This window comes from Pseudomonas sp. SLBN-26, assembly GCF_006715895.1.
GTDB lineage: Bacteria > Pseudomonadota > Gammaproteobacteria > Pseudomonadales > Pseudomonadaceae > Metapseudomonas > Metapseudomonas otitidis.
This window is the reverse complement of record NZ_VFOB01000001.1, coordinates 2834283-2860917: the sequence shown is the minus strand read 5'-3', so window position 1 is coordinate 2860917 and position 26635 is coordinate 2834283. Positions and strand designations below refer to the sequence as shown.

The window sequence follows — 26635 nt, the reverse complement described above, 5'->3', positions numbered from 1 at the left end:
GTATTCGCTGACCCGCCGCAAAAAGCCGAATCCCGCTTTTGCAGGGCTGAATCCCACGTTACAGCAGGAAACTTTCGGCACGCTTCGCTGTCTTGCTATGCCGCCGGGAGACTCCTTATAGTCCGCCGGCGTTTTGCAGGGCCCCTGAGGCCAGCATGGCCGGGGGCTTTTCCCGTTGGGGTAGAGGCCATGATCGACATAAGAAAACTGACCAGACGATTCGCGCAGCACACCGCCGTGGACGACCTGTCCTTCGCGGTCGAGCCGGGGGAAGTGCTCGGCTTTCTCGGCCCGAATGGCGCCGGCAAGTCCACCACCATGAAGATGCTCACCGGTTTCCTGGCGCCGACCTCCGGCACCGCCAGCATCTTCGGCCACGACATCCAGACCCAGACCCTGCAGGCCCAGCGCAGCCTCGGCTACCTGCCCGAGGGCGCGCCCTGCTACGGCGACATGACGGTGCGCGGCTTCCTCGAATTCATCGCCGAGATCCGTGGCTTCCGTGGCGCCGAGAAGAAGGCCCGCGTCGCCCAGGCCGCTGGCCAGGTGGAGCTGGACAAGGTGCTCGGGCAGAGCATCGAGACCCTGTCCAAGGGCTTCAAGCGCCGCGTCGGGCTGGCCCAGGCCATCCTCCATGACCCCCGCGTGCTGATCCTCGACGAGCCCACCGACGGCCTCGACCCGAACCAGAAGCACCAGGTACGCCAGCTCATCCAGAGCCTGGCCCGGGACAAGATCGTGATCATCTCCACCCACATCCTCGAAGAGGTGACGGCGGTGTGCACCCGCGCGGTGGTGATCGCCGCCGGCAAGCTGGTGGCCGACGACACCCCCTACGAGCTGGAGCGCCGCTCCCGCTACCACCAGGCGGTGACCCTGGTGGCCGACGAGCCCCTCGATCCGCTGGCGCTGGCCGTGTTGCCGGGCGTTGCCGGTGTCGAGGAAAACGCCGCTGGCGGTGGCCTGACGGTGCTGGCCAAGCCGGGCGAGGTGATCTTCCCGCAGGTCAACCAGCTCATCCACCAGCGTGGCTGGCGGGTCAAGGAGCTGGACGTGGAGCGCGGCCGCCTCGATGAAGTCTTCCGCAGCCTGACCCGGGGGGAAGCGGCATGAAGCAGTTGCCGGTCATCTTCAAGCGTGAGCTGGCGAGCTATTTCGCCACCCCGCTGGCCTATGTGTTCATCGTGATCTTCCTGGTGCTGTCCGGGGTCTTCACCTTCTACCTGGGCGGTTTCTTCGAGAGCGGCCAGGCGAGCCTGGCGCCCTTCTTCAACTTCCACCCCTGGCTCTACCTGTTCCTGGTGCCGGCCATCGCCATGCGCCTGTGGGCGGAGGAGCGCAAGTCCGGCTCCATCGAACTGCTGATGACCCTGCCGGTCACCCGCTTCGAGGCGGTCACCGGCAAGTTCCTCGCCGCCTGGGCCTTCGCCGGCCTGGCGCTGCTGCTGACCTTCCCCATGGTCATCACCGTCAACTACCTGGGCGAGCCGGACAACGGCGCCATCGTCACCGGCTACATCGGCAGCTGGCTGCTGGCCGGCTCCTACCTGGCGGTGGGCTCGTGCATGTCGGCGCTGGCCAAGAACCAGGTGATCGCCTTCATCCTCGCCGTGGTGGTGTGCTTCCTGTTCATCGTCAGCGGCTTCCCGCTGGTGCTCGACGCCTTCAGCGCCTGGGCCCCGCAATGGTTGCTGGACGCGGTCGCCTCGCTGAGCTTCCTGACCCGCTTCGATGCCATCAGCAAGGGCGTGATCGACCTCCGCGACCTGCTCTACTTCCTCTCCCTGATCGCCGCGTGGCTGGCCGCCACCGCCGTGGTGGTCGATCTGAAGAAGGCCGACTGACATGAAGAAACTGATGTATTCCAGCGCCGGCCTGCTGCTCATCGCCCTGGCCTTCCTGGCGTTCAACATGGTCTCGGGCCTGGCGCTGACCAACGCCCGCCTCGACCTCACCGAGCAGAAGCTCTACACCATCTCCGACGGCACCCGGCAGATCCTCGGGGAGCTGGACGAGCCCATCAACCTGTACTTCTTCTACTCCGACAAGTCCGCCAAGGACCTGGTGGTGCTGCGCAACTACGCCCGCCGCGTGGAGGAGATGCTCAAGGCCTACGCCCAGGCGGCGGACGGCAAGATCAAGCTGCACATCGTCGACCCCGAGCCCTTCTCCGAGGACGAGGACAAGGCCGCCGAGTTCGGCCTCCAGGCGGTGCCCGCCCAGCAGGGCGGCGACGCCATCTACTTCGGCCTGGCCGGCACCAACAGCGTCGACGACCACCAGGTGATCCCGTTCTTCCCGCTGGACCAGGAAGAGTTCCTCGAATACGAGGTCAGCCGCCTGGTGCAGAGCCTGGCGCATCCCCAGCGCCCGGTGGTCGGCGTGCTCTCCGGGCTGCCGCTCAACGGCGGCTTCGACATGCAGACCCAGCAGCCCAGCTCGCCGTGGATGGTGATGGAGGAAATCCGCCAGCTGTTCCAGATCGAGAGCCTCAAGCCCGACGTCGACCAGATCCCCGACAAGGTCTCGGTGCTGCTGCTGGTGCACCCGAAGAACCTGTCCGAGCAGACCCAGTACGCCATTGACCAGTTCGTCCTGCGGGGCGGCAAGCTGCTGGCCTTCGTCGACCCCTGGAGCGAGGCCGACCATGCCATGCCGATGCCCGGTGAGATGGGCGGCGAGGGCAAGAGCTCCGACCTGCCGGCGCTGTTCAAGGCCTGGGGCTTCGAGATGCTGCCCGGCAAGGTACTGGGCGACGGTGCCTACGCCATGTCGGTGAGCATGGGCCAGGGCGAGCGCCCGGCCCGTCATCCGGCCTGGCTGACCCTGCCGCGCCAGGCGCTGGACCCGAGCGACGTGGCCACCGCCAACCTGGAGACCCTGACGGTCGCCACCGCCGGCATCCTGCGCCCGCTGGAGGGCGCCAAGACCCACTTCGTGCCGCTGATCCACAGCTCCGAGTACGCCATGCCGTTCGACGCCCAGCGCTTCGCCATGCTGCGTAACCCGCAGGAGCTGATGGGCGAGCTGAACCCCAGCGGTGACCGCTACACCGTCGCGGCCCGTATCAGCGGGCCGGCGCAGAGCGCCTTCCCCGACGGCATCGAAGGGCGCAAGGACGGACTGAAGTCGGCCGACAACATCAACGTCATCGTGGTCGCCGACACCGACATGCTCAGCGACCGCATGTGGGTGCAGGTGCAGGACTTCTTCGGCCAGCGCGTGCCGCAGCCCTGGGCGGACAACTCCGCCTTCGCCATCAACGCCCTGGATAACCTCTCCGGCTCCGAGGCACTGATCAGCGTGCGCTCCCGCGGTCGCTTCACCCGCCCCTTCACCGTGGTGGAAGACCTCCAGCGCCAGGCCGAAGTGCGTTTCCGCGAGCAGGAGCAGGCCCTCAAGCAGCGCCTGTCGGAGACCGAGGAGAAGCTGGCCAGCCTGCAGAACCAGGACCCGGCCAAGGCCCTGGAGCTGACCCCCGAGCAGCAGGCCACCCTGCAGCAGTTCATGCAGGAGAAGCTGCGCATCCGCAAGGAACTGCGCGAGGTCAACTACCAGCTCAACGCCGACATCGAGAAGCTCGGCCGCACGCTCAAGTTCATCAACATCGCCCTGGTGCCGCTGGTGCTGACCCTGGGCGTGCTGCTGCTGTGGGCCTGGCGCCGTCGCCGCGCCTGAGGAGAGGACATGGGACGCAAGGCTTTCATCTTCCTGTTCATCCTGGCCGTCGCACTGGGCGGCACCTACCTGGCGCTGCAGCGCCAGGCGGGGCCGACGCCGGGGGCGCAGGCCCAGGCCTGGCTGCCGGCCCTGCAGGGCCGGCTGGCCGACATCGACGCCATCGAGGTGCAGCGGCCCGGTCAACCGCCGGTGCACCTGGCGCGTCGCGACTCCACCTGGGTGGTGGCGGACAAGGCCGGCTACCCGGCCGATGCCCGCGCCGTGGCCGACCTGCTGCGGGCCCTGGGCGAGGCGCGCCGGGTCGAGGCGCGTACTGCCAAGCCTGAGCTGCACGCCCAGCTGGGCCTGGCCGAGAAACCCGGGGAAGGCCAGGCCCTGCGCCTGGTGGTGCGCGGGCAGAACGGCCTGCCGCAGCAGGACCTGCTGATCGGCAAGCCCGGCCAGCAGGGCAAGGGGCAACTGGTGCGCCTGCCCGGCGACAACCAGAGCTGGCTGATCGACCGGCGCATCGAGCTGCCCGAGACCGAGCTGGCCTGGCTCGACCGGCGCATCGCCGCCATTCCCTTCTCCAGCGTGCGCCAGGTCGAAGTCCGCTACCCCCAGGGCAAGGAACTGACGGTGTACCGTGACGCCGAGAACGAGCCGAACATGAAGGTCCGCCAGCTGCCGGCCGGTCGCAAGCTGGCCTACGAGGCGGCGGCCAACGGCATGGCGGCGGTGTTCGCCGGCCTGCAGTTCGCTGACGCCGCGCCGCTGGACCAGATCCAGTTCAAGGACAAGCCGCTGCTCAGCTTCGAACTGCAGACCTTCGCCGGCGGCCGCCTCACCGGCGAACTGCTGGGGCAGGGTGAGCAGTACTGGCTGCGCCTGACCGGCCAGGAGAAGCTCGACGACCAGGTACCGGGGCGTACCGATTGGGCCTACCTGATCGAGCCCTTCCAGTACCAGGCACTGGCCCGAAAGCTGGAGGACCTGCTCTCGGCGAAGTGAGCCTCAGGGCGTTTCCGGGCCCTGCCCAGGGGCCCGGAGCGCCTTCGCCGAAATGCCCCATTTTGTGACGCGAAAGCCCCGGAAAAGGGCGTGAACACCTAGTCTCACGGCGTTTTCCGCATGCCGGAAAAAAGTGCTTTTCTGTAGCATTTCCTGTCGTATACTCCGGGCGCGGTGGTTAAAAGAACGCCTTTCGGAGTACCCGCCCACGCCTTGTCAGACCGCGGTCGGATATCGAGAAAAATACGTCTTTACCAACCCGTCTAAGTCCCAGGATTGGGGCCAACAACAAAATTGCGAGTTTGGAGAGAGTAGTAATGGCTGATCGTGAGGTCGGAACCGTCAAGTGGTTCAATGACGCTAAAGGCTATGGATTCATCCAGCGTGAAAGCGGTCCGGATGTATTCGTTCACTACCGCGCTATCCGCGGCGAAGGTCACCGTTCCCTGGTCGAAGGCCAGAAGGTCGAGTTCTCGGTGATCCAGGGCCAGAAAGGCCTGCAGGCGGAAGACGTCGCCCGCGTCTGAGTCTCCAAGCGAAAGGCCCGTCCAAGCGACGGGCCTTTTGTTTGTCCCCTTCTTGCCGCTGTCCTGCGGCGCCCCTTCGTGACCTGCCGTTCTCGCCCGCTCGCTGACCGCTGGCGAAGGCGTTTGCGGGCTGCCGCTCCAGCGCCCGGCTGCACGGCATGAATGCTCTGCGCACCTTTTTGCTGCTCTTCAGCGCCTTGCAGCCGTCCTGCTCTGCAACGCGCCGCTGGCGGTGCACGGCCAACAAAAAGCCCCGCAGGTGCGGGGCTCTTTCAGGCGCTGTCGATCACAGGTCGAAGTCGTAGTCGTTCAGCTGCTTCTGCAGGCGACGCTCTTCGAGGTAGTTGTCGATGATGCGCCGCTTGGTCAGGTTGGTCTTGGCCACTTCGGCAGGCGCCTCGGCTTCTTCCGCTTCCTCGGCGATGAAGTCTTCCTCGATCTCGATCTCTTCTTTGACAGTGCTCATTCAGGTCACTCCACGATGCGGGGCGGTGATGGCGCACCTTATAGCGACAAAGAATCGGCCGGTAAAAAAGATTTTTTCAATTGAAAACCAGGACTTTGCAGGGTCCGATCAATCGTCCGAAGTCTTCGCCTTGTACTCGCACAAGTCCTCGATCCGGCAGGCTCCGCAGCGCGGCTTCCGGGCGACGCACACATAGCGCCCATGGAGGATCAGCCAATGGTGGGCGTCGAGCAGGTAGTCCTTCGGCACGAACTTCACCAGCTTCTTCTCCACCTCCAGCACGGTCTTGCCCGGGGCGATGCCGGTGCGGTTGCTGACGCGGAAGATGTGGGTGTCCACCGCCATCACCGGCTGGCGGAAGGCGGTGTTGAGCACCACGTTCGCCGTCTTGCGGCCCACGCCGGGCAGGGCCTCCAGGTCCTCGCGGTTGTCTGGCACCTGGCTGCCGTGCTTCTCCATGAGGATGCGGCAGGTCTCGATGACGTTCTTCGCCTTGCTGTTGTACAGGCCGATGGTCTTGATGTACTCCGACAGGCCCTCCACCCCCAGCGCGTGGATGGCTTCGGGGGTATTGGCCACCGGGTACAGCCGGGCGGTGGCCTTGTTGACGCTGACGTCGGTGGCCTGGGCGGAGAGGATCACCGCGATCAGCAGTTCGAAGGGCGTGGTGTAGGCCAGCTCGGTCTTGGGATCGGGGTTGTCTTCGTGCAGGCGACGGAAGATTTCCAGGCGTTTGGCAGCGTTCATGGCATTCGGCTTTTCACGGTGGATTCGGGGTGGGGCGCGAACCGCGCTCAGGGCAAGGCGCGACGCAGCGGCACCCACAGCAGGGCGAGCAGGATAAGCCCTCCCGGCGTCGAGGCGAAGAGCGGGACGCCATGGGCGGCGAACGTGAGGCTCAGTGCGGCCAGGCCCAGCCAGTCACCGTGGGCCAGCAGGCTGGCATGGCCGATGCCCTCGCGCAGCGCGCCGAGCAGCAGGGCCAGCAGGCTGAACGCCAGGCCTGCCCTGAGGCCGTCGCTGGCCCGGCCCGGTGCTTCCAGCGCCAGGTGCAGGCACGGCAGGGCCAGCAGCCACGGCCAGGGGCCCAGGGCCTGGTGCAGGTCGTAGGCGAAGGCCCGCAGGAGCTGGTCGGCCAGCGCCACGCCGCAGCCAGCCAGCACCAGCGTCCCGAGCCAGAAGGCCCGGCCCGCCAGGTGGCGATGCAGCCAAGGCAGCAGGGCCCCGACTCCGGCCAGCAAGGGCAGGGCAACCAGGGCCAGGCCCAGGGCTTTCACCAGCAGGTCGCTGGCCCCCAGCAGCGGTGCCAGGCCGAGCAATGCAGCGGTGCGTGCAGGCGTGCTCATGGCGTGGCTCCCAGCAAGGCGTCGCGGTGGGCGTCGAAGTAGCGCAGGCCCGCCTGGACGCCCGCCACCACCGCGCGGGAGGTGATGGTGGCGCCGGCGATCTGGTCGACATCGCCACCATCCGCGCGGACCCGCCATTCCCCCGGCTGCTCCGCCAGGTTCCGGCCTGCCAGGCTGCCCAGCCAGGGGCTGCGGGAGGCTTCGATGCGATCGCCGATTCCCGGTGTTTCCCGGTGCGCCAGGACCTTGCTGTGCAGCAGCCGGCCATCCGGCGCGATGGCCAGCAACAGGTCGATGGGCCCTTCATAGCCCCGCGCCCGTACCGGCAGCAGCACGGCCACCAGGCGCTCGCCCTGGCGCGCGCGCCAGGCGGTGGCCGGTGAGGGGCTGCCCAGGTCGTCAGCCCCGGTCAGGGGCACGGCGTCCTGCAGGGGGTGGTTGTCATAGCTGCCGGCGGGCAGCAGGTCGAGCAGGGCACGCTCGGCGGAGGCCTTGGCGGCCGCCTGCTGGCGAGGGGCGAGTACGCCGTGCAGCGCCGTGAGCAGGCCCATCGCCAGGGCGGCGGCCACCAGCAGGCACGCGAGGCTGCGCCCGTTCACGGAGAGGGCCTCGCGCGCTGGGCCCAGCGCTCCAGCGCCGGCACCGCCAGGTTCATCAGCAGCACGGCGAAGGCCATGCCGTCGGCATAGCCGCCCCAGGTGCGGATCACGTAGACCAGCACGCCAACGCCCAGGCCGAATGCCAGCCGCGCCCGGTCGGCACTGGGGCCGGAGACCGGCTCGGTGACGATGAAGAAGGCGCCGAGCATGGTGGCGCCGGAGAACAGGTGCAGCAGCGGCGAGCCGTTGGAGTCCGAGCCGCTGCCGTTCCAGCCCAGCAGGCTGGCGGCGAACAGCCCGGCGATCAGCCCCACCGGGGCGTGCCAGCGGATCACCCGGCGCTGCAGCAGCCACAGGCCGCCGGCGAGGAAGGCCAGGTTGACCCATTCCGCACCGCGCCCGCCCAGGTGGCCGAAGGCGGCATTGCGGGCGAACAGTTCGTCGATGGTCAGGCGGTCGTTGTGGCGCAGGCTGTCCAGCACCGTGGCCTGGCTCCAGCCGTCCACCAGGCCGCTGCCCAGGCCCAGCACCTGCTGCAGCGCGGCCAGCAGGCCGTGGGGTTGGCCGGCAACGGGCCATTGGGCCATCTGCGCCGGGAAGGCCAGCAGGGCCAGGGCGAAGCCGAGCATGGCGGGGTTGAAGGGGTTGCGGCCGAACCCGCCGAAGACCGACTTGCCCAGCAGGATGGCCGCCGCACAGGCCAGCAGGGTCAGCCAGGCGGGGCTATAGGGCGGCAGGGCCAGGGCCAGCAGGGTGGCCGTCACCAGGGCGCTGCCCTCGGCCAGCCATGGGCGGCCGAACAGGGCCTCGTCCGGGGCGACGTGCTGCCCGCGCAGGCGCCGCACCAGCGCCTCGCAGGCCAGGGCGCAGGGGATCGCCAGGGCCAGTTGCAGCAAGGTGCCGAACCCGTAGTGCCAGAGCTGGACCAGCAGGCCCGGCAGGCACGCCAGCAGCACCAGGCTCATGGCCGGGCGCGGGTCGAAACCGGGAGCGCTGGCCATGGCCGGCTCAGGCCTCGGGGTGTTCGCCGAGGCGGCGTTCGGCTTCGGCCAGGCGGGCCTGGGCGCGGCCGATGGCAGCCTCGTCGCGGGGTTGGCGGCGCTCCAGGCGGCTGACCTCGGCACGGGCCATGGCCTGCTCGGTCTTCAGCGCGCGTAGGGCCGGGTCCACCGGGCGCTTGTCGATGCGCTGCAGCTCGGGCGGCGCCTTGCCGCAGGCATCCTCGGCGGCATGCAGGGCGGCCTCGGCGTCGGCCAGGGCCTGGCGCAGCGGCGCCAGCTCGGCTTCGTCCGCGCCGCGGGTCTCGGCGCTGCGTAACGCGCCCCGACGGGTCACCAGGGCGACCTTGGCCTGCTTGAGCGCGGCCTCGCCCGGGCTGGGCGGCGTGGCCGGCTGCGCTGCCTGCAGGCGCGCCAGGGTGGCCTCGGCGGCATCCACCGCCTGTTGCAGGGCGGCCAGCTGGGCCTGCTGCCCGGCATCCGGTTCGGCGCCATAGGCCTTCTGCGCCTTGGCCAACTGGGCGCGGCTCATGGCGGCTTCGATCTTGGCCTTCTTCAGCGCCGCTTCGTCCGTGACCGGCGCGGGGGCGGCGCTGGCTTGGGCCAGGGCGGCTTCCGCCCGCTCGCTGGCGGCCTTGAGCTCGGCCACCTGGGCGGCGAGGTCGGAGGTGCCGTAGGTGGCGTACTGCTTCTCCGCGCGGGACAGCGCCACCCGGGCCATGGCCGCCTCAACCTTGAGGCGCTTCTGTTCGTCGCTGAGGGTGCCGGCGGCGGCCTTCTGGGCCTTGACCCGTTCGATGGCGGCCTGCACCGGATCGGTGCTGGCGGCGGCTTCGCTGCGGGCCTTTTCCTGGGTGTGGGCCTGGCGCTGTGCGCGAGCCTCGCGCTCGGCCTGGCGGCGGGCTTCGTCACGGGCCAGGCGGGCATTGCGCTGCTCGAAGCGCTGGCGGAACTGGTCGGCCCGCTCGCGCTGGGCGCTGGCGTCCGGCTCGGCCAGGGGCAGGATGTCGATGCAGTCCACCGGGCAGGGCGCGACGCAGAGTTCGCAGCCGGTGCACTCGTCGCGGATGACCGTGTGCATCTGCCGCGCGGCCCCGACGATGGCGTCGGTCGGGCAAGCCTGGATGCACTTGGTGCAGCCGATGCACTCGGCCTCGCGGATGAAGGCAACCTGCGGCGGGACCGGGCCATTGGGCGCGTCCAGCGGCAGGACCGGCACCTGCAGCAGGTCGGCCAGGGCGATGATGGTCACCTGGCCGCCGGGCGGGCATTTGTTGATGGCTTCGCCCCGGGCGATGCCTTCGGCGTAGGGGCGGCAGCCGGGGTGGCCGCACTTGCCGCACTGGGTCTGCGGCAGCAGGGCGTCGATGCGCTGGACAAGGGCCTGGCTCATGGCGCCACCAGGCCGTTGAAGCCCATCAGCGCGACGCCCATGAGGCCGGCGCAGAGCAGGGTGATCGGCGTGCCGCGCAGGGGCGCGGGTACATCGGCGCCGTCGACCCGTTGCATCAGGTCGGCGAACAGCCCCAGTGCCAGCCAGAAGCCGAGGCCACCTGCCAGGCCGAGGCCCAGCGCGTGGACGAAACCACTGCTGGCGGCCAGGTACAGGCCACCGAGTACCGCACCATTGCCCAGCAGCAGCGGGAGCAGGCCGTTCGGTACGTCGGCGGTGCCGGGCAGGTGCTTGAGCAGCGCCAGCGCGGCCCAGGCCAGGGGCGCCAGCAGGGGCAGCAGCACCAGCGGGCGCAGGTGGTCGAGGGCCAGGGGCGCCAGCAGAAGACGGTCGAGCAGCCAGGCCAGGGGAAGCCCCAGGGCCAGCATCAGGCCGCCGGCACGGGCCAGGGCCTGCAGACGGGGCTGGGCGTCGCCACCCGCTGCCTGTGCCAGCAGCAGGTTGTTGACCAGGGCGGCGCCCAACAGCGCGATGAGGAGATCGGTCATGGATTCGGGACGGGCCGGATCGTTCACAAAGGGCCGCGTATTATCCGGGATGGCGCCGGGCGGGTACAGGGCCGCCCCGGGGCGACCCTGGTCCCAGCCCTGTTCAGGCTTGGGCGGTGGCCTTGTTGCGGCCTGTGGCGCGGCGCCACAGCCCGCGCACCAGCAGCGCCAGGGGGAAGAGGATGACCACGAAGGGAATGCCGTAGCCGAGCATCTCCAGGGCCTGGGCGGTGCCTTCGGTGGCGTTGTCCAGCAGGCCGGCGGCAGCCTCGCCGATGCGCGACAGGCGGCTCGGGCGCTGCTGGTCGGTGGTGAAGTCCAGGGTCAGCAGGTTGGTGGCGATGCGCCGTTGTTGCTGGGCGGACTCCTGGGCATTGGCGGCCAGTTGCACCTCCAGCTCGGCCATTTCCCGGGCCAGGGCCAGCAGGTCGGCGACGGCCAGGTCCTTGCGCTCCTGGAAGGCTTGCAGGGTCTTGTACTGGCGCTCCAGGCGCTCGTGGGTGCGGGCGTTGTCGCCCACCGCCTGGGCCAGGTCTTCGGCGCGGGTGGTGCGGCTTTGCAGCTCGCCACCCTCGGCGGCCAGGGCCACGATCTTCTCTACGCCCTCGGGCACGATGCGCAGCACCAGCTGGCCGGCGCGGTAGCCGCCCTGGTTCTGCTCGATGGCCAGCAGCTCGCAGGTGCCGAAGCGGCCGTCGTTGCAGGCTTCGCGGGTGGCGGCCAGGCGCGGGGCAACGGCCTCGGCGGCGAGGTGGATGGAGACCTGGTGCTCGTAGGCGAGGAAGGCGCCGGGCTTGGAGGCTTCGCCCTGGAGGGCGGCACCGCCGCTCGCCTCGCGGTCCGACGGGGAGCAACCGGCCAGGGCGGTGAGGGCCAGCAGGAAGGGGAGGGTCCAGTGCTTGATCATGGGCGTTCCTTGCAGGGTGTTCGTGGGGCTGAAACGACGAAGCGCCTGGCCGGTGTCCGGGCAGGCGCTTCGCGAGGGCGGTGCGGCTTACTTGACGCGCTGGCCCGGCTTGGCGCCGCTGTCGGGGCTGAGCAGGTAGATCTCCTCGCCGCCGGGGCCGGCCGCCAGGACCATGCCTTCGGAGACGCCGAACTTCATCTTGCGCGCAGCCAGGTTGGCCACGTACAGGGTCAGGCGGCCTTCCAGCTTGCTCGGGTCCGGGTAGGCGCTCTTGATGCCGGAGAACACGTTGCGCTTGGCGTCGCCGATGTCCAGGGTCAGGCGCAGCAGCTTGTCGGCACCCTCGACGAACTCGGCCTTCTCGATCAGGGCGATGCGCAGGTCCACGGCGGCGAAGGCGTCGAAGGCGATTTCCGGAGCCAGCGGCTCCTTGGTCAGCTCGCCGTTGCCGGCGGGGGCCGGGGCGGCGTTCTGGGCAGCGAGGTCTTCCTTGGAGGCAGCGATCATGGCGTCGATCTTCACGGGGTCGATCCGGGTCATCAGCGGGTTGAAGGGGTTCAGGTCGTGGTCGGCCAGCAGCACCTGGTGGTCGTTCCAGCTCAGCGGGGCGACGTTGAGGAACTGCTCGGCGGCGGCGGCCAGGTTCGGCAGCACCGGCTTGAGGAAGATCACCAGCTGGCGGAACAGGTTCACGCCGGCGGCGCAGATGGCCTGCACCTCGGCCTGCTTGCCGTCCTGCTTGTTCAGGGCCCAGGGCGCCTTGTCGGCGATCCAGGCGTTGGCGCGGTCGGCCAGCGCCATGATCTCGCGCATGGCACGGGCGAAGTCGCGGTTCTCATAGGCCTCGGCGATGCTCGGTGCGGCGCTGGCGAACTCGGCGAACAGCTCCGGCGCGGCATTCTCGGCCACCAGGCGGCCGCCGTTGCCCTTGTGGATGAAACCGGCGCAGCGGCTGGCGATGTTGACCACCTTGCCCACCAGGTCGGAGTTCACCTTCTGCACGAAGTCCTCCAGGTTCAGGTCGAGGTCGTCGACGCTGCGGCTGAGCTTGGAGGCGTAGTAGTAGCGCAGGTATTCCGGGTCCAGGTGGTCCAGGTAGGTGCGGGCCTTGATGAAGGTGCCGCGGGACTTGGACATCTTCTGGCCGTTGACGGTCAGGTAGCCGTGCACGTTCAGCGCGGTGGGCTTGCGGAAGCCGGCGCCTTCGAGCATGGCGGGCCAGAACAGGGCGTGGAAGTTGACGATGTCCTTGCCGATGAAGTGGTACAGCTCGGCGCTGGAGTCCTTGGCCCAGTAGGCGTCGAAGTCCAGCTCCGGACGGCGCGCGCAGAGGTTCTGGAAGCTGGCCATGTAGCCGATGGGGGCATCCAGCCAGACGTAGAAGTACTTGCCCGGCGCGTCGGGGATCTCGAAGCCGAAGTAGGGCGCATCACGGCTGATGTCCCACTGCTGCAGGCCGGCGTCCAGCCATTCGGCGATCTTGTTGGCCACCGACTCCTGCAGGGCGCCGCTGCGGGTCCACTGCTTCAGCATGGCGTCGAAGTCCGGCAGCTTGAAGAAGTAGTGCAGCGACTCCTTGAGCACCGGGGTGGCGCCGGAGATGGCCGACTTGGGGTTCTTCAGCTCGGTGGGGGCGTAGGTGGCGCCGCACACTTCGCAGTTGTCGCCGTACTGGTCCTCGGCCGCGCATTTCGGGCAGGTGCCCTTGATGAAGCGGTCGGCCAGGAACATCTGCTTGTCCGGGTCGAAGTACTGGGTCACCGGGCGGGTGGCGATGTGGCCGGCGTCGCGCAGGCGGGTGTAGATCAGGCTCGACAGCGCCTGGTTCTCCGGCGAGTGGGTGGAGTGGTAGTTGTCGAAGTCCACCAGGAAGTCGGCGAAGTCGGTGGTGTGCTCGGCGCGCACGTTGTCGATCAGCTGCTCGGAGGTGATGCCCTCCTTCTCGGCGCGCAGCATGATGGCCGAGCCGTGGGCGTCGTCGGCGCAGACGTAGATGGCCTGGTTGCCGCGCATCTTCTGGAAGCGCACCCAGATGTCGGTCTGGATGTACTCGACCATATGCCCCAGGTGGATGGAACCGTTGGCATAGGGGAGGGCGCTTGTCACAAGGATCTTGCGGGGCTCGGTCATGGTGCTGGGCTACCGGATACGGAACGAAGGGAAGTCGGCAACTATAAAGAGTCGCCGGCTTTTTTTCACGCCCGGAGGGCCCGGTGGCGGGAGGGCTCGGGTAGGATACCCGCCAGTTTTGCTCGGTCTTTATCTGGAGTCCCGCCATGAGCACCGTTTCCCGCGCCCAGGTCGAAGCGACCCTGCGCCAGTTCACCGATCCCCACCTCAACCAGGACCCGGTCAGCGCGGGTTGCCTGCGTGATGTCGACATCCAGGGCGGCAAGGTCAGCGTGCGCCTGGAGCTGGGCTACGCGGCCGGGCTGTTCAGGAGTGGCTGGGCGCAGACCCTGCAGATGGCCCTGGAGAACCTCGACGGCGTCGACCGCGCCGAGGTCCGCGTGGACTGCGTGATCCAGCCGCACAAGGCCCAGGAGCAGGTCCCGGCCCTGGCCAACGTGAAGAACATCATCGCCGTCGCCTCCGGCAAGGGCGGCGTCGGCAAGTCCACCACCGCCGCCAACCTGGCCCTGGCCCTGGCCCGCGAAGGCGCCCGCGTCGGCATCCTCGATGCGGACATCTACGGCCCCAGCCAGGGCATCATGTTCGGCATCCCCGAGGGCACCCGCCCGCAGGTGCGCGACCAGAAGTTCTTCGTGCCGCTGGAGGCCCACGGCGTGCAGGTCATGTCCATGGCCTTCCTCACCGACGACAACACCCCGGTGGTGTGGCGCGGGCCGATGGTCTCCGGCGCGCTGATCCAGCTGATCACCCAGACCGCCTGGGACGACCTCGACTACCTGGTGGTGGACATGCCCCCGGGCACCGGCGACATCCAGCTGACCCTGGCGCAGAAGGTGCCGGTGGCCGGCAGCGTGATCGTCACCACCCCGCAGGACCTGGCCCTGCTGGACGCCAAGAAGGGCGTGGAGATGTTCCGCAAGGTCAACATCCCGGTGCTGGGCGTGGTGGAGAACATGGCCGTGCACATCTGCTCCAACTGTGGCCATGCCGAGCACCTGTTCGGCGAAGGCGGTGGCGAGAAGCTGGCGGCCCAGTACGGCGTCGACCTGCTGGCCTCGCTGCCGCTGTCCATGGCCATCCGCATGCAGTCCGACGGCGGAAAGCCCACCACCGTGGCCGACCCCGAAAGCCAGATCGCCATGATCTACCAGCAGATGGCCCGCACCGTCGGCGCGCGCATCGCCCAGGCCGGCCTGGGTGCCACGGCGATGCCGAGCATCACCATCAGCGACGATTGACCGAGGGCGCCGCTGCGCGCTTGAGGGCCTCCGGGTCCGCTAGATCGCCAGCAGCGTGCCGCCCTCCGTGGGGAACTGCCGGGCCAGCAGTTCCTCGCGGGTGAGTTCCCGGCCTACCGTCCAGGTGCTCCAGCGGGGGCGTGAACGGCGGTCAGTCGACCGCCTCACACGGCGCTCAGTCCCCGCCACCGCCGCACCCGCCACCGCATCCGCCGGAGTCGCCGCCGCTGTCTCCACCGCCGGAGTCCCCGCCCCAGCTGTCGCCGCTGCCCGATGAGATGTCGCTCACGCCACGGCCATCGCCGAAGTCGCTGGAGTCGTAGCTGCTGTCGCTGCCGACGAAGTCGCCACCGCAGTAGATGACGGTGCTGCCCGAGTCGCCCCGGTCGTCGCGGCGCACGCCCCGGCAATCAGCCACATAGAGGAAGCCGCCGGCGATGCCCAGGCGCCGGTCCAGGTCGAACAGCAGCGGCACGCGGCCTGGCGTGTGCGGATCGATGCGCTCCTGCTCGCAGGCGTACCACCAGCAGCGCCGCAGGCCGGCGTCGGCCTGCCGGGCCTTGCCGGACAGCGCCCAGGCCGGGCGGTGGTGGAGGAAGCGGCCGAAGGCGCGCTGGCAGAAGCGCCGGTATTCGCGGGTGTCGAGGATCAGCGCATGCCACAGGTCGTCCACCACCTGGGAGGGCATGGACACGTAGCCGAAGCCGCTCTTCAGGTAGCAGAGGAAGAACTGCCGCAGCCCGGCGCAGACCAGCATGCAGTCCTCCAGGCTCAGCTGCGGGTGGCGTTTGCGCAGCTCGTCGAGCAGACGCGGCGGCGGGCGGAACGCTCGGATCAGGCGTTCCCGGGCGGCGATACGGCGACGCTTCCACAGGGTGAAGCCGAAGGCGGCCGCGCACAGGCCGGGGATGATGATCCAGATGGTCATGGTGGGTCCTTTCTCCACGAGGGCGGTCCACAGTGTCCCAGGCGGCCCGGACGCTTCAAGCCCCTCGCGCTGCCGCTGGGCGGCAGGCCACGGAACCTGGCGCTGCCCTTTGCCCGGAACGTGCGCGACCGGTAAGATTCGCGGTCAAATTTCGCCTCACAGGAACACCCGCCATGAGCATCAAATCGGACAAGTGGATTCGCCGCATGGCACTGGAACACGGCATGATCGAGCCCTTCGTCGAGCGCCAGGTGCGCGGCGCGGACGACAGCCGGGTGATCTCCTACGGGGTGTCCAGCTACGGCTACGACGTGCGTTGCGCTGCCGAGTTCAAGGTCTTCACCAACATCCACTCGGCCGTGGTGGACCCGAAGAACTTCGACGAGAAGAGCTTCGTCGACATCAACAGCGACGTCTGCATCATCCCGCCGAACTCCTTCGCCCTGGCCCGTACCGTCGAGTACTTCCGCATCCCCCGCGACGTGCTGACCATCTGCCTGGGCAAGAGCACCTATGCCCGCTGCGGCATCATCGTCAACGTCACCCCGCTGGAGCCGGAGTGGGAGGGCCACGTGACCCTGGAGTTCTCCAACACCACCAACCTGCCGGCGAAGATCTACGCCAACGAAGGCGTGGCGCAGATGCTCTTCCTGCAATCGGACGAGGCCTGCGAGGTGTCCTACAAGGACCGGGGCGGCAAGTACCAGGGCCAGGTCGGCGTGACATTGCCGAAAGCCTGACCCACACCTTCTGTCGGAAAAGCCGGGCATTGCCCGGCTTTTTCGTGAGTGGCGCCCCGCCAGCGCCTTTCCTTGAAGCCAGCCGCCCGCCGAGGGTTTCCCGTGTCCCGATTGCGCCTGTACCTGTTCCTCTGCCTGTCGCTGTGGCTGCCGGCCTGGGCCGCCCAGGCCGAACCGCTGAACGACCTGCGGGCCTGGGACCCGGCACAGGGCGCCCTGCACGTGCTCGACGGCACCTGGCGGCTGACCTGGCTGGAGCCGGCACGGGCAGAGCAGGAGGTGCCGCTGCCCTTCACCTGGAAGGACGGCACCCGCAAGCCCTGGGGCGAGGTGGGCTTCGGGCGCATCGAGCTGACCAGCGAGCTGCTGCTGCCCGATTATCCGGAACCCCTGGCGCTGTACTTCGACGACTTCAAGTCCGCAGCGCGGGTCTGGATCGACGGCGAGCTGGCCTTCGAGCGCGGCCAGCCGGGGGATGCCGAGCACGAGGTGCAGCGCCTGCAGTCGGCCATCGTGCCGCTGCCCGACGATGCCCGGCGGGTGACGGTGCGGATCGAGCTGTCCAACCACTTCCACCATGAAGGCGGCATCGACATGGAGGTGCGCGCCGGCACCCTGGCCGGCCTGGCGCTGGATGCCAGCCGCCAGCGCGCCCTGTACCTGCTGACCCTGGGCGGTGCGCTGATGATGGCGCTGTTCATGGCCCTGATGGACCGCAGCGCGGCGCGGGCGCTCGGTGGCCTGCCGTTCGCCGTGTTGCTGGTGCTGGCCGGGTTGCGCGCGGCGTCCAGCGGCGAGCTGCTGGACCACTACCTGCAATGGCCGTCGGTGTGGATCTACCGCATCGAATACCTCTCCGGGCACCTGTTCTCCCCGGTCTACGGCGTGTTGCTGCTGCGTCTGTTCCCCGACGAACTGTCGCGGCGGGTGCAGCGCGTGCTGGTCGCGGTGGGCGTGCTGGGTGCGCTGGTCACCCTGGGGACACCGCCGGCCTTCTTCACCCTGACGCGGGACCCCTGCGCCATCTGGCTGCTGCTCTGCGAGCTGTACTTCCTCGGCGCCCTGGTGCTGGCCGTGCGGCGTCGGCGGCCCGGGGCCCTGGTGGCGCTGGGCGGGATGCTGGTGATGGACGTCACCATCGTCAACGACCTGCTGCTCTATTCCCTCAGCGTGCCGACCCTGAACCTGATCCCGCTGGGCATCCTCTTCTTCATGCTCTCCCACGGCGTGGTGGTGGGCAGCCGGGTGATCGACGCCCTGCAGCGCAGCAAGCAGCTGAGCCGGGACCTGCAGCGCCTCAACGCCTCCCTGGAAGCCCGCGTGGAGGAACGCACCCAGGCCTTGGCGGTGGCCCGCGACCAGGCCCTGCACGAGGCCCAGCAGTCCCTGGAGCGCCAGGCCATGCTCAGCCACGAGCTGCGCACCCCGCTGGTGGCCATCCAGGGGCACCTGCACCTGCTGCAGGGCGACGGCCTGGACGAGCAGCAGCGCCATCGCCTGGACACCGTCCGCGTCGCCGCCCAGAGCCTCACCGACGTGCTCGATGGGCTGATGCTGCTATCCCGCGCCGAGAAGCTCGAACTGCCGCCGGCCCAGGTGTTCTCCCCGGAGCGCCTGGTGGAGGAGTGCGCCGCCATCTTCCGACCCCAGGCCGAGGCTCGCGGCCTGCGCCTGCTCACCCGCTGTGCCGACGACCTGCCCGCCTACGTGCTGGGGCACCCCCAGCCGTTGCGCCAGGTGCTCTACAACCTGCTGGGCAACGCCCTCAAGTTCACCGACCAGGGCCAGGTGCTGGTGATCCTCGAACGCAGCAGCCAGGGCCTGGCCCTGCGGGTGGCCGACACCGGCCCCGGCATCCGCCACGAACTGCAGCCGACCCTGTTCGAGGCCTTCGTCCGCGACCCCGAAGCGGGCCAGCCCGGCATCGGCCTGGGGCTCTACATCAGCGCCCGCCTGGCCGCGCTGATGGGCGCCCGCCTGGCGCTGGACAGCGCCCCCGGCCAGGGTACGCGCATCGACCTCTGGCTGCCCTGGCAGCCGGCCGAAGCCCCGGCAGCCGAGGAGGAAGACGAAGCCGCCGCGCTGCTGCAGGGCCTGCGGGTGCTGCTGGTGGAAGACGTGGAGGTGAACCGCCTGGTGACCGCCGAACTGCTGGAGCGCTGGGGCTGCCAGGTGAGCACCGCCCGGGATGGCCGCGAGGGCGTCGAGGCCTGCGCCACGGGCACCTTCGACCTGGTGCTGATGGACCTGCGCCTGCCGGACATCGACGGCCTCACCGCCAGCCGGCTGATCCTCCAGCAGGCCCGCTCGACACCGCCCCTGCTGGCGGCCCTGACCGCCAACGCGCGGGACCTGGACCCGCGCCAGTGGCGCGAGGCCGGCTTGCGCGCGGTGCTCGGCAAGCCCCTGCGGCGCGAGGCCCTGCTGGCCGTGCTGGAGGACTGGGACATCCCCGGCGAAGCCCCGACCACCCAGGCCGAGGAGTTCTCCGAGGCGCGCCTGGAGGCACTGCGCGGTTGGCTCGGCCACGCCCTGTTCGACCGCCTGCTGCCCACCCTGGTGGCCTCCCTGGAGGAGGTGCGCGACGCCCTGGCGCACCTGCCCGAGGCCCCCGAGGCGGCCCGCCTGGAGCTGAGCGCCCTGTGCCACCGCCTGCGCGGCAGCACCCTGAACTTCGGGCTGGACAGCCTGGCCCAGGCCGCCGAGCGCACCGAACGGCCGGAGCAGGTGCCCGAGCTGCTGGCGATCCTGGAGCGCCACCTGCTGCTGCTCAGGGAACGCCTGCAGCGTGAAGCGGGTCGCGCAATCCCTTGACCCAGGTGGTGGCAACGCGCCTTGGGTTTGCGCCAGAATCCGCCGCCTGACGAAGAGGGGCTGTGGATGGTCGACAAGCTGCTGGTGGTCGAAGACGCGCCGGAAATCCGCGAGATGCTGGTGCTGTACCTGCGCGAAGCCGGGTTCGAGGTGCACGCCACCGACTCCGGGCGGGCCTGCCTGGAGCTGGTCCAGCAACTGCGCCCGGCCCTGGTGCTGCTGGACATCGGCCTGCCCGACCTGGACGGCCTGACCATCACCGCCCAGCTGCGCCGCAGCCAGCCGCAGCTCGGCATCATCCTGGTCACCGTGCGGGACGAAGACTACGACCGCGTGGTGGGCCTGGAGGCCGGTGCCGACGGCTACCTGACCAAGCCGCTGAACCTGCGCATCCTCCTCGCCCAGGTGCGCAGCCTGCTGCGCCGCTGTGGCCAGGGTGAGCGCGAGGCCGACTTCTCCGTACGCCTCGGGCGCTTCCGCGTCGACCTGCTGCGCCGCCGTATCAGCGACGCCGCCGGCCAGGACGTGGTGCTCACCCCTGGCGAGTTCGCCCTGCTGATCGGCCTCATCGAGCGCCGGGGCAGCGCGGTCAACCGCCACGACCTCATGCAGTGCCTGCGCCGGGGCCAGGACGACGACGAGGAAGTCGACGCCCGTACCGTGGACGCCCTGATCGTGCGCCTGCGCCGCAAGCTGGAGGTCAACGCCAACCGCCCGCAACTGATCCAGACCGTCTACGGCAAGGGCTACCGCCTGGCCGCCGAGGACGAGGCCAGCCTGGCCACCCCCTGAACCCACGGACCCGGGAGCTTCACCGATGAAACGCCTCTTCGCCCTTGGCCTTGCCTTGTGCCTGTCCCTGCCCCTGGCCCACGCCCGGACCCTCTCGGTAATCGGTGATCGCGAGGTGTTCGGCCTGCCCGCGGATGCCTCGCCGGAGCGCTTCGTCGAGGCCCTGGGCGAGCCCACTGTCCGGCTGCCCATGAGCGGCAACAGCCAGGGTCTGCTCTACGGCAACAGCCTGCTGCTGGTGTTCCAGGACGGGCGCCTGGCCGAGGTGCGCTGCTGGCGCCTCGACCGCTTCACCGACGAGCTCGGCCTGGGCTGGCTGCAGCGGGTGGCGCCCGGCGCGGCGACCTGGGACTTCGTGGTGGACAAGCAACTGGCCCTCGGCATGGACCGGGAGCGGGCCCTCACCCTGATGCAGGGGCTGGAAGGTGATGGCGACGAGTATTCGGACGTGCGCCAGCGTGGCGGCAGCACCCTCTGGCTGGGCTATGGGCAGTCCGGGAACTACGGCTTGGAAGGGCCGGATCGCCAGGTGGTCACGTCCCTCACCGTGACCTACGACGCCCCCGGCGACGAATGACCCGGAATCCCACGGGCTGCGTGGCGTCCCACAAGGACAGCCCCTCCGTGGAGAACCTCGCCATGCCCATCGCCGTACACGAACTCCCGGCCACCCGGCCCTGGCCCTTCTTCGCCCAGCACGTGCCTGGCGACCCCGGCGAGCCGGGTGAACCCACCCCGTCCCGCGAGCCGGGCGAGCCGACCCTGCCGGACGAACCGCCGCCCGACCCAGTCGCCTGAACTCAGTCGGCTGAACCCAGACAGCAGAACGCCCGGCATTGCCGGGCGTTTTGCATTAAGCGCTGATGCTTCAGGGCTTCAGGGCTTCAGGGCGCCAGCGGCAACTCGCGCTTGTGACGGGTGTTGTCGTAGGTGCGGACGATGGCGTCATAGGCCGCCTGGCTGACCGGCTGGCCGTGCAGGAAGGCGTCGATCTCGGTGTAGCTCACGCCGTGGGCTTCCTCGTCCGGCTTGCCGGGACGCAGCTCTTCCAGGTCGGCGGTCGGCACCTTGTTCACGGCGCTGTTCGGCGCCCCCAGGTAGGCGGCGATGGCACGCACCTGGCCTTTCACCAGGCCGGAGAGCGGGGCGAGGTCGCAGGCGCCGTCGCCGAACTTGGTGAAGAAGCCCATCACCGCTTCGGCGGCGTGGTCGGTGCCGATCACCAGGCCGTTGTTGGCGTTGGCGATGGCGAACTGCGCCACCATGCGGATGCGCGCCTTGATGTTGCCGGTGACGAAGTCGCGGCGGGCGTCGGTCAGGTGGTTGAGGTGGGTGACCTGCTCGGCCAGGCCGACCACGCTGTCGGCGATGTTGACGGTTTCTTCCTCGTCGGCGCGGATGAAGTTCATCGCCACCTGGGCGTCGGCTTCGTCGTGCTGCACGTTGTAGGGCAGGCGCACCGCGATGAAGCGGTAACCGTCATCGCCGGTCTCGGCGCGCAGCTCTTCCACCGAGAGCTGCGCCAGGCGGCCGGCGGTGGTGGAGTCGACGCCGCCGCTGATGCCCAGCACCAGCACCTTGAGACCGGAGGTGCGCAGGCAGTCCTTGATGAAGGCCTTGCGCCGCTCGACTTCCGCCACCAGGGCGGCCTGGTCGGCGAAGGGCGGGACCACGGCGAGGGCTTGGGCGATTTCTTGCTGGCGGTTGCTCATGGGGTGTCTCCTCAGCGTGCGTCCACGCGGAATACATGTTTCAGGTAGGTCACGAAGTTCTCGTCGCGGCACTGGGTCTTGCCCGGCGTGTCGGAGAGCTTCGCCACCGGCTGGCCGTTGCAGGCGGTCATCTTGATGACGATGTTCATCGGTTCGACCCCGGGGATGTCGCAGGTCAGCCGCGTGCCGATGCCGAAGCTGACATGGATGCGCTCATGCAGGGCGCGGTACAGCTCCAGCGCCTTGGGCAGGTCGAGACCGTCGGAGAATACGAGGGTCTTGGAGAGCGGGTCTATACCGAGCTTCTCGTAGTGGCGGATGCATTTTTCGGCCCACTCCAGTGGGTCCCCGGAGTCGTGCCGCAGGCCGTCGAAGAGCTTGGCGAAGTACAGGTCGAAGTCCCGCAGGAAGGCATCGGTGGTGATGCAGTCGGTCAGCGCAATGCCGAGCAGGCCCCGGTACTCGCGGACCCAGCAGTCCAGCGCGGCGATCTGGCTGTCGATCAGGCGCGGGCCGAGCTGCTGGTGGGCCATCAGCCACTCGTGGGCCATGGTGCCGATGGGCTTGATGCCGAACTCGCGGGCCAGGTGCACGTTGCTGGTGCCGACGAAGCGCCCGGGGAAGTCGCGCTTGAGGATGTGCACCATCTCCTCCTGCACCCGGTAGGAGAAGCGCCGGCGGGTGCCGAAGTCGGCCACCTGGAAGCCCTCCAGCTCGCTCGGGCTGGCCTCGCGCTTGAGCCAGTCGAGCTTCTCGTAGAGGCGCTCGCTGGCCTGCTCGATCACCACCTCGCGGTAGCGGTAGCGGTTGCGCACCTCGCTGACGATGGCCAGCAGCGGGATCTCGAAGAGGATCACGTGCAGCCAGGGGCCGCGCAGGCGGATGCACAGCTGGCCGTCTTCGACCCCGGCCTGGACGTAGCGCATGTTGAAGCGGAACAGGCTGAGGAAGCGGATGAAGTCCGGCTTGATGAAGGGGATGCGTTCGAGGAAGGCCAGTTGGTCAGCGGTGACGCTGATCTCGGCCAGGCGCTCGATCTGGTAGCGGATCTCCGCCAGGTAGGGCGTCAGGTCCTCGGCGTTGCGGCAGCGGAACTCCCATTCCACCTCGGCGTTGGGGTAGTTGTGCAGGACCGCCTGCATCATCGTCAGCTTGTAGAAATCGGTGTCCAGCAGGTTCTGCACGATGCGGTCGGAAAACACGCTCTCGGCCATCTTCAGCACTCCCAGGTGGTGCGGTTGAGCAGGGCATCCAGCTCGGCTTCGCCGGCGCACAGGACGATGCCCGCTGCGTTCATCTCGAGCCGAGCAGTCTCGGCGGTGGCCTCGGCAATGGCACGGCAGGCGGGGAGGTAGACGATAACCTCAAAGCCGGCGCGGCGCAGTTGCAGGGCGGTGGTTTTCACGCAGTAGTCCAGCGCCAGGCCGCCGACCAGCACATGGCTGACCGCGTTCTGCCGGAGGAATTCGATCACCCCGGTGCTGCGGCGTTCCGCCAGGTCGTGGTAGCAGGCGCCGTAGGGGTGCAGGTCGGGCTCCACGCCCTTCCACACGAAGTAGTCGTACTCCAGCGGGCGGGGCAGTTCGTCCAGCAGCTCGAAGCCGGCGGTGCCGGGCACGCAGTGGCTGACCCAGGTGATGTCGGCATTGGCCAGGGGCAGCGGTGCGAGCATCTCCGCGTGGCTGCCCACCACCCAGGGGGCGCTGGGGCTGTGGGCGTCCTTGCTGCCGATGCGCAGGGTGGCGCGGCGGGCCAGCAGGTTCAGGTGCGCCGCGATCTCGTCGCCGCCGGGCACCGGCAGTTCGTCCGGGCAGAGCGGGGTGAAGCCCTTCTGGGCGTCGACATCGAAGCTGGCGATCTTCATGGCTGCGTTCCTTTCTCGGTGACGGCTGGCTACATATTCCATCTCATGTAATATGTCGTCAAGCGTTTTTCAGGAAGGAGTGGAAAAGTGAGCAGCCATCCGCATTCGAATCCCTCGGCAAGCCTGGCCGCCTACGCTGCCGGCAGCCAACGGGCCGGCACCCTGCGTTTTCGCCTGGCGGTCTACGGCGGCGCCTTCGACCCGCCGCACCCGGGGCACGAGACGGTGGTCCGCCGTGCCTTGGCGGTGGCCGACCGGGTGCTGCTGGTGCCCAGCCACCGCCACGCCCACGGCAAGCGCATGGTGGACTTCGCCCTGCGCTGCGCCTGGCTGGAGCGCCTGGCCCAGCGCATCGACCCGCAGCGGGTGCTGTGCGAGCCCATCGAGGCCTGCCTGTCGCCGGGGCAGGGGGCGGTGTACAGCTACGACCTCATGCACGCCTTGGCCGAGGCCCATGGCGTGGCGCCGGAGGCCATGGCGCTGGTGATCGGCGAGGACAACCTCGAACACCTGCCGGGCTTCCACCGCGGCGCCGAGTTGCGCCGGGATTTCGGCCTGCTGGTGGCGAAGGAGACGCGGGTGCTGCACAGTTCCGCCATTCGCCTGCACCTGCGGGAAGGACGACCACTGCCGGCCACCTGGTGCCTGCCGGAAGTGGCCGGTGATCTAGCTGTCTATAGGGAGATGCAATGAGTTCCGCACAGGTACTGGCCAGCGTCGACATCGTCGCACTGCGCCTCGATCCGGCCCAAGGCCTTGACGTGCTGCTGATCCGCCGGGCCCAGGGGCCCTTCGAAGGGGAATGGGCGCTGCCCGGTGTGCTGGTCAACGGCCGTTGCGCCGACGACGACCTCGACGCCGCCGCCAAGCGAGCCCTGGGCGGCAAGGCGCGGGTCGAGCCGCAGCACCTGGAACAGGTGGCCACGGTGGGCAACTCCCGGCGCGACCCCCGGGGCTGGTCTCTGTCCACCTTCTACCTGGCGCTCCTGGCGCCGGACACCGAAGTGACCGCCGACGACCTGCGCTTCGCCCCCCTGGCGGGGCTGGCGGGCCTGCCCTTCGACCACGACCAGCTGGTGACCCAGGCCCGCGAGCGGTTGTCGAGCAAGTCGGTCTACACCTCGCTGCCGCTGCACCTGCTGGCGCCGCGCTTCACCGTCACCGAAGCCCTCGGCGCCTTCCAGGCCTGCCTCGGCCAGCCGGTGCAGCACACCACCCTGCGCGGGCGGCTGGAGAAGATGAAGGGGCAGGGCTGGATCGTCGACACCGGCGAGCAGAATCACCCGAGGATGGGCCGCCCGCAGAAGGTGCTGGAGCACCGACCCGGCGCGGGTGGGCTGTTCACCTTCGACCGCAGCGTTCTGTCCTGAGGAATGTGCCCCCTGCCCGGCCGGGCAGGGGGCGTGGCGTCAGCCGGCGGCCAGCGCGTTGCGGGCCTGGGCGGCGCGGCTGAGCTTGAGGCGGTAGCAGCCGCCCATCACCAGCAGCCACACGGGGATGGCATAGACCGAGACGTTGATGCCGGGGGTCAGCAGCATCACCCCGAGGATGAACGCCACGAAGGCCAGGCACAGCCAGTTGCCGAAGGGCGACCAGAAGGCACGGAAGGCGGTGCGTACGCCCTCGCGGTCCTTGTGCTGGCGGAACTTGAGGTGGGCGTAGCTGATCATCGCCCAGTTGATCACCAGGGTGGCCACCACCAGGGACATCAGCAGTTCCAGGGCGTTGTGCGGCAGCACGTAGTTCACCAGCACCGCCAGCCCGGTTACCAGGGCCGACACCACCAGTGCCGGCACCGGCACGCCGCGCTTGTCCACACGGGCCAGAGCGCGGGGGGCGTCGCCCTGTTCGGCCAGGCCCACCAGCATGCGGCCGTTGCAGTAGGTGCCGCTGTTGTAGACCGACAGTGCGGCGGTCAGCACCACGAAGTTCAGCAGGTGGGCGGCGGTGTCGCTGCCGATCAGCGCGAAGATCTTCACGAAGGGGCTGCCGCTGTACGGATCGCCGGCGCTGCTGATGCTGGCCAGCAGGGCATCCCAGGGGCTGAGGGCGAGCAGCACCACCAGGGCGCCGACGTAGAAGATCAGGATGCGCCAGATCACCTGGTTGATCGCCTTGGGGATCACCTGGCTGGGTTTCTCCGCCTCGGCGGCGGTGAAGCCGAGCATCTCCAGCCCGCCGAACGAGAACATGATGAAGGCCATGGCCATCACCAGCCCGCTGATGCCGTTGGGGAAGAAGCCGCCGTGGGCCCAGAGGTTGGTGACGCTGGCCTGCTCGCCGCCATTGCCGCTGAACAGCAGCCAGCAGCCGAGGATGATCATGCCGACGATGGCCACCACCTTGATCATGGCGAACCAGAACTCGGCCTCGCCGAACAGCTTCACGTTGGCCAGGTTGATGGCGTTGACCAGCACGAAGAAGGCTGCGGCCGTGGCCCAGGTGGGCACGTCGGGCCACCAGAAGTGGATGTACTTGCCCACCGCCGTGAGTTCGGACATGCCCACCAGGATGTACAGCACCCAGCAGTTCCAGCCCGAGAGGAAGCCGGCGAAGCCGCCCCAGTACTGGTGCGCGAAGTGGCTGAAGGAGCCGGCGACCGGCTCGTCGACGATCATCTCGCCGAGCTGGCGCATGATCAGGAAGGCGATGAAACCGCAGATGGCGTAGCCGAGGATCATCGACGGCCCGGCGGACTTGAGCACCCCGGCGGAACCGAGGAACAGGCCGGTGCCGATGGCGCCACCGAGGGCGATGAGCTGGATGTGGCGGTTCTTCAGGCCGCGCTTGAGCGTACCGGTGTGTTGCGCGTCGTGCATGGCGTCACCTTTTCTTGTTGTCGTGACGGAAATCGAACCCGCTGCGCTTGTGGCGCGGCGGCGTGGGCAAGGCGGTTGACCTTTAGTGGCCGTGCATGGGCACGTCCCCGAGTGGGGGCCGCGATTGTACAGGCGCAGGT

Annotated in this window: 27 protein-coding genes; 13 read left to right on the top strand and 14 right to left on the bottom strand. The window is 69.0% G+C overall.

What is annotated here, in order from left to right; all coding sequences use genetic code 11:
* The first annotated feature begins 189 nt into the window (after positions 1 to 189).
* The 5 genes from FBY21_RS13105 to FBY21_RS13085 all read left to right on the top strand — a co-directional run bounded on the left by FBY21_RS13105 (position 190) and on the right by FBY21_RS13085 (position 5198).
* Entirely contained in the window at positions 190 to 1113 is a 924-nt protein-coding gene (locus tag FBY21_RS13105) for an ABC transporter ATP-binding protein (protein WP_074969236.1), read from the top strand.
* Positions 1110 to 1844 carry an ABC transporter permease subunit gene (locus FBY21_RS13100; protein WP_044413238.1) on the top strand — a complete coding sequence of 245 codons (735 nt, stop codon included), beginning with the start codon at positions 1110 to 1112 and terminating at the stop codon, positions 1842 to 1844. Before FBY21_RS13105 ends, FBY21_RS13100 begins: the two co-directional genes overlap by 4 nt.
* A gap of 1 nt (position 1845) precedes the next feature.
* Complete coding sequence (locus tag FBY21_RS13095; RefSeq protein WP_142011517.1) at positions 1846 to 3678, top strand: GldG family protein; 1833 nt, start codon at positions 1846 to 1848, stop codon at positions 3676 to 3678.
* A gap of 9 nt (positions 3679 to 3687) precedes the next feature.
* Positions 3688 to 4671, top strand: a complete 984-nt coding sequence (locus FBY21_RS13090) for a DUF4340 domain-containing protein (RefSeq protein ID WP_142011514.1) — start codon at positions 3688 to 3690, stop codon at positions 4669 to 4671.
* A 317-nt stretch (positions 4672 to 4988) separates the two neighbouring features.
* Positions 4989 to 5198: a cold-shock protein gene (locus FBY21_RS13085; RefSeq protein WP_044413245.1), complete on the top strand. Its 210-nt coding sequence runs from the start codon at positions 4989 to 4991 to the stop codon at positions 5196 to 5198.
* 286 nt (positions 5199 to 5484) lie between these two features.
* Here the strand turns inward: FBY21_RS13085 and FBY21_RS13080 are convergent, their stop codons facing one another.
* The 9 genes from FBY21_RS13080 to metG all read right to left on the bottom strand — a co-directional run bounded on the left by FBY21_RS13080 (position 5485) and on the right by metG (position 13585).
* On the bottom strand, positions 5485 to 5664 hold the full coding sequence (locus FBY21_RS13080) for a PA3496 family putative envelope integrity protein (RefSeq protein ID WP_044413248.1): 180 nt from the start codon (positions 5662 to 5664) through the stop codon (positions 5485 to 5487).
* A 108-nt stretch (positions 5665 to 5772) separates the two neighbouring features.
* Entirely contained in the window at positions 5773 to 6411 is a 639-nt protein-coding gene (nth, locus tag FBY21_RS13075; protein ID WP_044413251.1) for an endonuclease III, read from the bottom strand.
* A gap of 47 nt (positions 6412 to 6458) precedes the next feature.
* The gene (locus FBY21_RS13070) at positions 6459 to 7010 is read right to left on the bottom strand and encodes an Rnf-Nqr domain containing protein (RefSeq protein WP_142011511.1); all 552 of its coding nucleotides are present in this window, start codon (positions 7008 to 7010) and stop codon (positions 6459 to 6461) included.
* Positions 7007 to 7609: an RnfABCDGE type electron transport complex subunit G gene (locus tag FBY21_RS13065; protein ID WP_253543723.1), complete on the bottom strand. Its 603-nt coding sequence runs from the start codon at positions 7607 to 7609 to the stop codon at positions 7007 to 7009. The genes FBY21_RS13070 and FBY21_RS13065 overlap by 4 nt, the downstream gene beginning before the upstream one ends.
* Positions 7606 to 8610 (bottom strand): RnfABCDGE type electron transport complex subunit D, encoded by a 1005-nt coding sequence (locus FBY21_RS13060; protein WP_142011509.1) that lies wholly within the window; start codon positions 8608 to 8610, stop codon positions 7606 to 7608. The genes FBY21_RS13065 and FBY21_RS13060 overlap by 4 nt, the downstream gene beginning before the upstream one ends.
* A 7-nt stretch (positions 8611 to 8617) precedes the next feature.
* Positions 8618 to 10000, bottom strand: coding sequence for an electron transport complex subunit RsxB (gene rsxB / locus FBY21_RS13055; RefSeq protein ID WP_142011507.1), 1383 nt, complete (start codon positions 9998 to 10000; stop codon positions 8618 to 8620).
* The gene (locus tag FBY21_RS13050; protein ID WP_142011504.1) at positions 9997 to 10548 is read right to left on the bottom strand and encodes an Rnf-Nqr domain containing protein; all 552 of its coding nucleotides are present in this window, start codon (positions 10546 to 10548) and stop codon (positions 9997 to 9999) included. The genes rsxB and FBY21_RS13050 overlap by 4 nt, the downstream gene beginning before the upstream one ends.
* Positions 10549 to 10651: 103 nt before the next feature.
* Positions 10652 to 11452, bottom strand: coding sequence for a DUF4349 domain-containing protein (locus FBY21_RS13045; protein ID WP_409563817.1), 801 nt, complete (start codon positions 11450 to 11452; stop codon positions 10652 to 10654).
* A 90-nt stretch (positions 11453 to 11542) separates the two neighbouring features.
* Positions 11543 to 13585 (bottom strand): methionine--tRNA ligase, encoded by a 2043-nt coding sequence (gene metG / locus FBY21_RS13040; RefSeq protein ID WP_142011499.1) that lies wholly within the window; start codon positions 13583 to 13585, stop codon positions 11543 to 11545.
* Between the two features lie 146 nt (positions 13586 to 13731).
* Between metG and apbC the strand changes: the two genes are divergently transcribed.
* A complete protein-coding gene (apbC, locus tag FBY21_RS13035) occupies positions 13732 to 14826 on the top strand; it encodes an iron-sulfur cluster carrier protein ApbC (protein ID WP_044413269.1) in 1095 nt (364 codons plus the stop codon).
* 175 nt (positions 14827 to 15001) lie between these two features.
* Here the strand turns inward: apbC and FBY21_RS13030 are convergent, their stop codons facing one another.
* Entirely contained in the window at positions 15002 to 15754 is a 753-nt protein-coding gene (locus tag FBY21_RS13030; protein WP_142011496.1) for a glycine-rich domain-containing protein, read from the bottom strand.
* Between the two features lie 173 nt (positions 15755 to 15927).
* Here FBY21_RS13030 and dcd point away from each other — a divergent pair, with 173 nt between their 5' ends.
* The 5 genes from dcd (at position 15928) to FBY21_RS13005 (ending at position 20898) form a co-directional block, all read left to right on the top strand.
* Positions 15928 to 16494, top strand: a complete 567-nt coding sequence (dcd, locus tag FBY21_RS13025) for a dCTP deaminase (protein WP_044413278.1) — start codon at positions 15928 to 15930, stop codon at positions 16492 to 16494.
* Between the two features lie 102 nt (positions 16495 to 16596).
* A complete protein-coding gene (locus tag FBY21_RS13020; protein WP_142011494.1) occupies positions 16597 to 19308 on the top strand; it encodes an ATP-binding protein in 2712 nt (903 codons plus the stop codon).
* A gap of 66 nt (positions 19309 to 19374) precedes the next feature.
* Positions 19375 to 20100, top strand: coding sequence for a response regulator transcription factor (locus tag FBY21_RS13015; protein ID WP_142011491.1), 726 nt, complete (start codon positions 19375 to 19377; stop codon positions 20098 to 20100).
* 25 nt (positions 20101 to 20125) lie between these two features.
* Entirely contained in the window at positions 20126 to 20677 is a 552-nt protein-coding gene (locus tag FBY21_RS13010) for a hypothetical protein (RefSeq protein WP_142011489.1), read from the top strand.
* The gene (locus FBY21_RS13005) at positions 20674 to 20898 is read left to right on the top strand and encodes a hypothetical protein (protein ID WP_142011487.1); all 225 of its coding nucleotides are present in this window, start codon (positions 20674 to 20676) and stop codon (positions 20896 to 20898) included. Before FBY21_RS13010 ends, FBY21_RS13005 begins: the two co-directional genes overlap by 4 nt.
* 86 nt (positions 20899 to 20984) lie before the next feature.
* Here the strand turns inward: FBY21_RS13005 and nadE are convergent, their stop codons facing one another.
* Genes nadE through FBY21_RS12990 form a run of 3 tightly spaced genes read right to left on the bottom strand, consistent with a single transcriptional unit; the run spans position 20985 to position 23718 of the window.
* Entirely contained in the window at positions 20985 to 21812 is an 828-nt protein-coding gene (gene nadE / locus FBY21_RS13000; RefSeq protein WP_074969208.1) for an ammonia-dependent NAD(+) synthetase, read from the bottom strand.
* A gap of 11 nt (positions 21813 to 21823) precedes the next feature.
* A complete protein-coding gene (pncB, locus tag FBY21_RS12995; RefSeq protein WP_074969206.1) occupies positions 21824 to 23026 on the bottom strand; it encodes a nicotinate phosphoribosyltransferase in 1203 nt (400 codons plus the stop codon).
* A gap of 2 nt (positions 23027 to 23028) precedes the next feature.
* Positions 23029 to 23718, bottom strand: coding sequence for a nicotinamidase (locus tag FBY21_RS12990; protein WP_373466867.1), 690 nt, complete (start codon positions 23716 to 23718; stop codon positions 23029 to 23031).
* 45 nt (positions 23719 to 23763) lie between these two features.
* Between FBY21_RS12990 and FBY21_RS12985 the strand changes: the two genes are divergently transcribed.
* Positions 23764 to 24369 carry an adenylyltransferase/cytidyltransferase family protein gene (locus FBY21_RS12985; RefSeq protein ID WP_394354023.1) on the top strand — a complete coding sequence of 202 codons (606 nt, stop codon included), beginning with the start codon at positions 23764 to 23766 and terminating at the stop codon, positions 24367 to 24369.
* On the top strand, positions 24366 to 25046 hold the full coding sequence (locus tag FBY21_RS12980) for an NUDIX hydrolase (RefSeq protein WP_142011484.1): 681 nt from the start codon (positions 24366 to 24368) through the stop codon (positions 25044 to 25046). The genes FBY21_RS12985 and FBY21_RS12980 overlap by 4 nt, the downstream gene beginning before the upstream one ends.
* A 39-nt stretch (positions 25047 to 25085) precedes the next feature.
* Here FBY21_RS12980 and FBY21_RS12975 read toward each other — a convergent pair whose 3' ends face one another.
* Positions 25086 to 26495 carry an amino acid permease gene (locus FBY21_RS12975; RefSeq protein WP_142011482.1) on the bottom strand — a complete coding sequence of 470 codons (1410 nt, stop codon included), beginning with the start codon at positions 26493 to 26495 and terminating at the stop codon, positions 25086 to 25088.
* Positions 26496 to 26635: the final 140 nt, after the last annotated feature.

What these genes read in the sequence shown, in the direction of transcription:
- FBY21_RS12975 (WP_142011482.1), bottom strand. Translation starts at nt 26,495, where the DNA reads ATGCACGACGCGCAACACACCGGTACGCTCAAGCGCGGCCTGAAGAAC.
- FBY21_RS12990 (WP_373466867.1), bottom strand. Translation starts at nt 23,718, where the DNA reads ATGGAATATGTAGCCAGCCGTCACCGAGAAAGGAACGCAGCCATGAAG.
- apbC (WP_044413269.1), top strand. Translation starts at nt 13,732, where the DNA reads ATGAGCACCGTTTCCCGCGCCCAGGTCGAAGCGACCCTGCGCCAGTTC.
- FBY21_RS12980 (WP_142011484.1), top strand. Translation starts at nt 24,366, where the DNA reads ATGAGTTCCGCACAGGTACTGGCCAGCGTCGACATCGTCGCACTGCGC.
- FBY21_RS13090 (WP_142011514.1), top strand. Translation starts at nt 3,688, where the DNA reads ATGGGACGCAAGGCTTTCATCTTCCTGTTCATCCTGGCCGTCGCACTG.
- FBY21_RS13060 (WP_142011509.1), bottom strand. Translation starts at nt 8,610, where the DNA reads ATGGCCAGCGCTCCCGGTTTCGACCCGCGCCCGGCCATGAGCCTGGTG.
- FBY21_RS13030 (WP_142011496.1), bottom strand. Translation starts at nt 15,754, where the DNA reads ATGACCATCTGGATCATCATCCCCGGCCTGTGCGCGGCCGCCTTCGGC.
- FBY21_RS13015 (WP_142011491.1), top strand. Translation starts at nt 19,375, where the DNA reads ATGGTCGACAAGCTGCTGGTGGTCGAAGACGCGCCGGAAATCCGCGAG.
- dcd (WP_044413278.1), top strand. Translation starts at nt 15,928, where the DNA reads ATGAGCATCAAATCGGACAAGTGGATTCGCCGCATGGCACTGGAACAC.
- pncB (WP_074969206.1), bottom strand. Translation starts at nt 23,026, where the DNA reads ATGGCCGAGAGCGTGTTTTCCGACCGCATCGTGCAGAACCTGCTGGAC.
- nadE (WP_074969208.1), bottom strand. Translation starts at nt 21,812, where the DNA reads ATGAGCAACCGCCAGCAAGAAATCGCCCAAGCCCTCGCCGTGGTCCCG.
- FBY21_RS13085 (WP_044413245.1), top strand. Translation starts at nt 4,989, where the DNA reads ATGGCTGATCGTGAGGTCGGAACCGTCAAGTGGTTCAATGACGCTAAA.
- FBY21_RS13010 (WP_142011489.1), top strand. Translation starts at nt 20,126, where the DNA reads ATGAAACGCCTCTTCGCCCTTGGCCTTGCCTTGTGCCTGTCCCTGCCC.
- FBY21_RS13095 (WP_142011517.1), top strand. Translation starts at nt 1,846, where the DNA reads ATGAAGAAACTGATGTATTCCAGCGCCGGCCTGCTGCTCATCGCCCTG.
- rsxB (WP_142011507.1), bottom strand. Translation starts at nt 10,000, where the DNA reads ATGAGCCAGGCCCTTGTCCAGCGCATCGACGCCCTGCTGCCGCAGACC.
- metG (WP_142011499.1), bottom strand. Translation starts at nt 13,585, where the DNA reads ATGACCGAGCCCCGCAAGATCCTTGTGACAAGCGCCCTCCCCTATGCC.
- FBY21_RS13050 (WP_142011504.1), bottom strand. Translation starts at nt 10,548, where the DNA reads ATGACCGATCTCCTCATCGCGCTGTTGGGCGCCGCCCTGGTCAACAAC.
- FBY21_RS13080 (WP_044413248.1), bottom strand. Translation starts at nt 5,664, where the DNA reads ATGAGCACTGTCAAAGAAGAGATCGAGATCGAGGAAGACTTCATCGCC.
- nth (WP_044413251.1), bottom strand. Translation starts at nt 6,411, where the DNA reads ATGAACGCTGCCAAACGCCTGGAAATCTTCCGTCGCCTGCACGAAGAC.
- FBY21_RS13105 (WP_074969236.1), top strand. Translation starts at nt 190, where the DNA reads ATGATCGACATAAGAAAACTGACCAGACGATTCGCGCAGCACACCGCC.
- FBY21_RS13070 (WP_142011511.1), bottom strand. Translation starts at nt 7,010, where the DNA reads ATGAGCACGCCTGCACGCACCGCTGCATTGCTCGGCCTGGCACCGCTG.
- FBY21_RS13100 (WP_044413238.1), top strand. Translation starts at nt 1,110, where the DNA reads ATGAAGCAGTTGCCGGTCATCTTCAAGCGTGAGCTGGCGAGCTATTTC.
- FBY21_RS13005 (WP_142011487.1), top strand. Translation starts at nt 20,674, where the DNA reads ATGACCCGGAATCCCACGGGCTGCGTGGCGTCCCACAAGGACAGCCCC.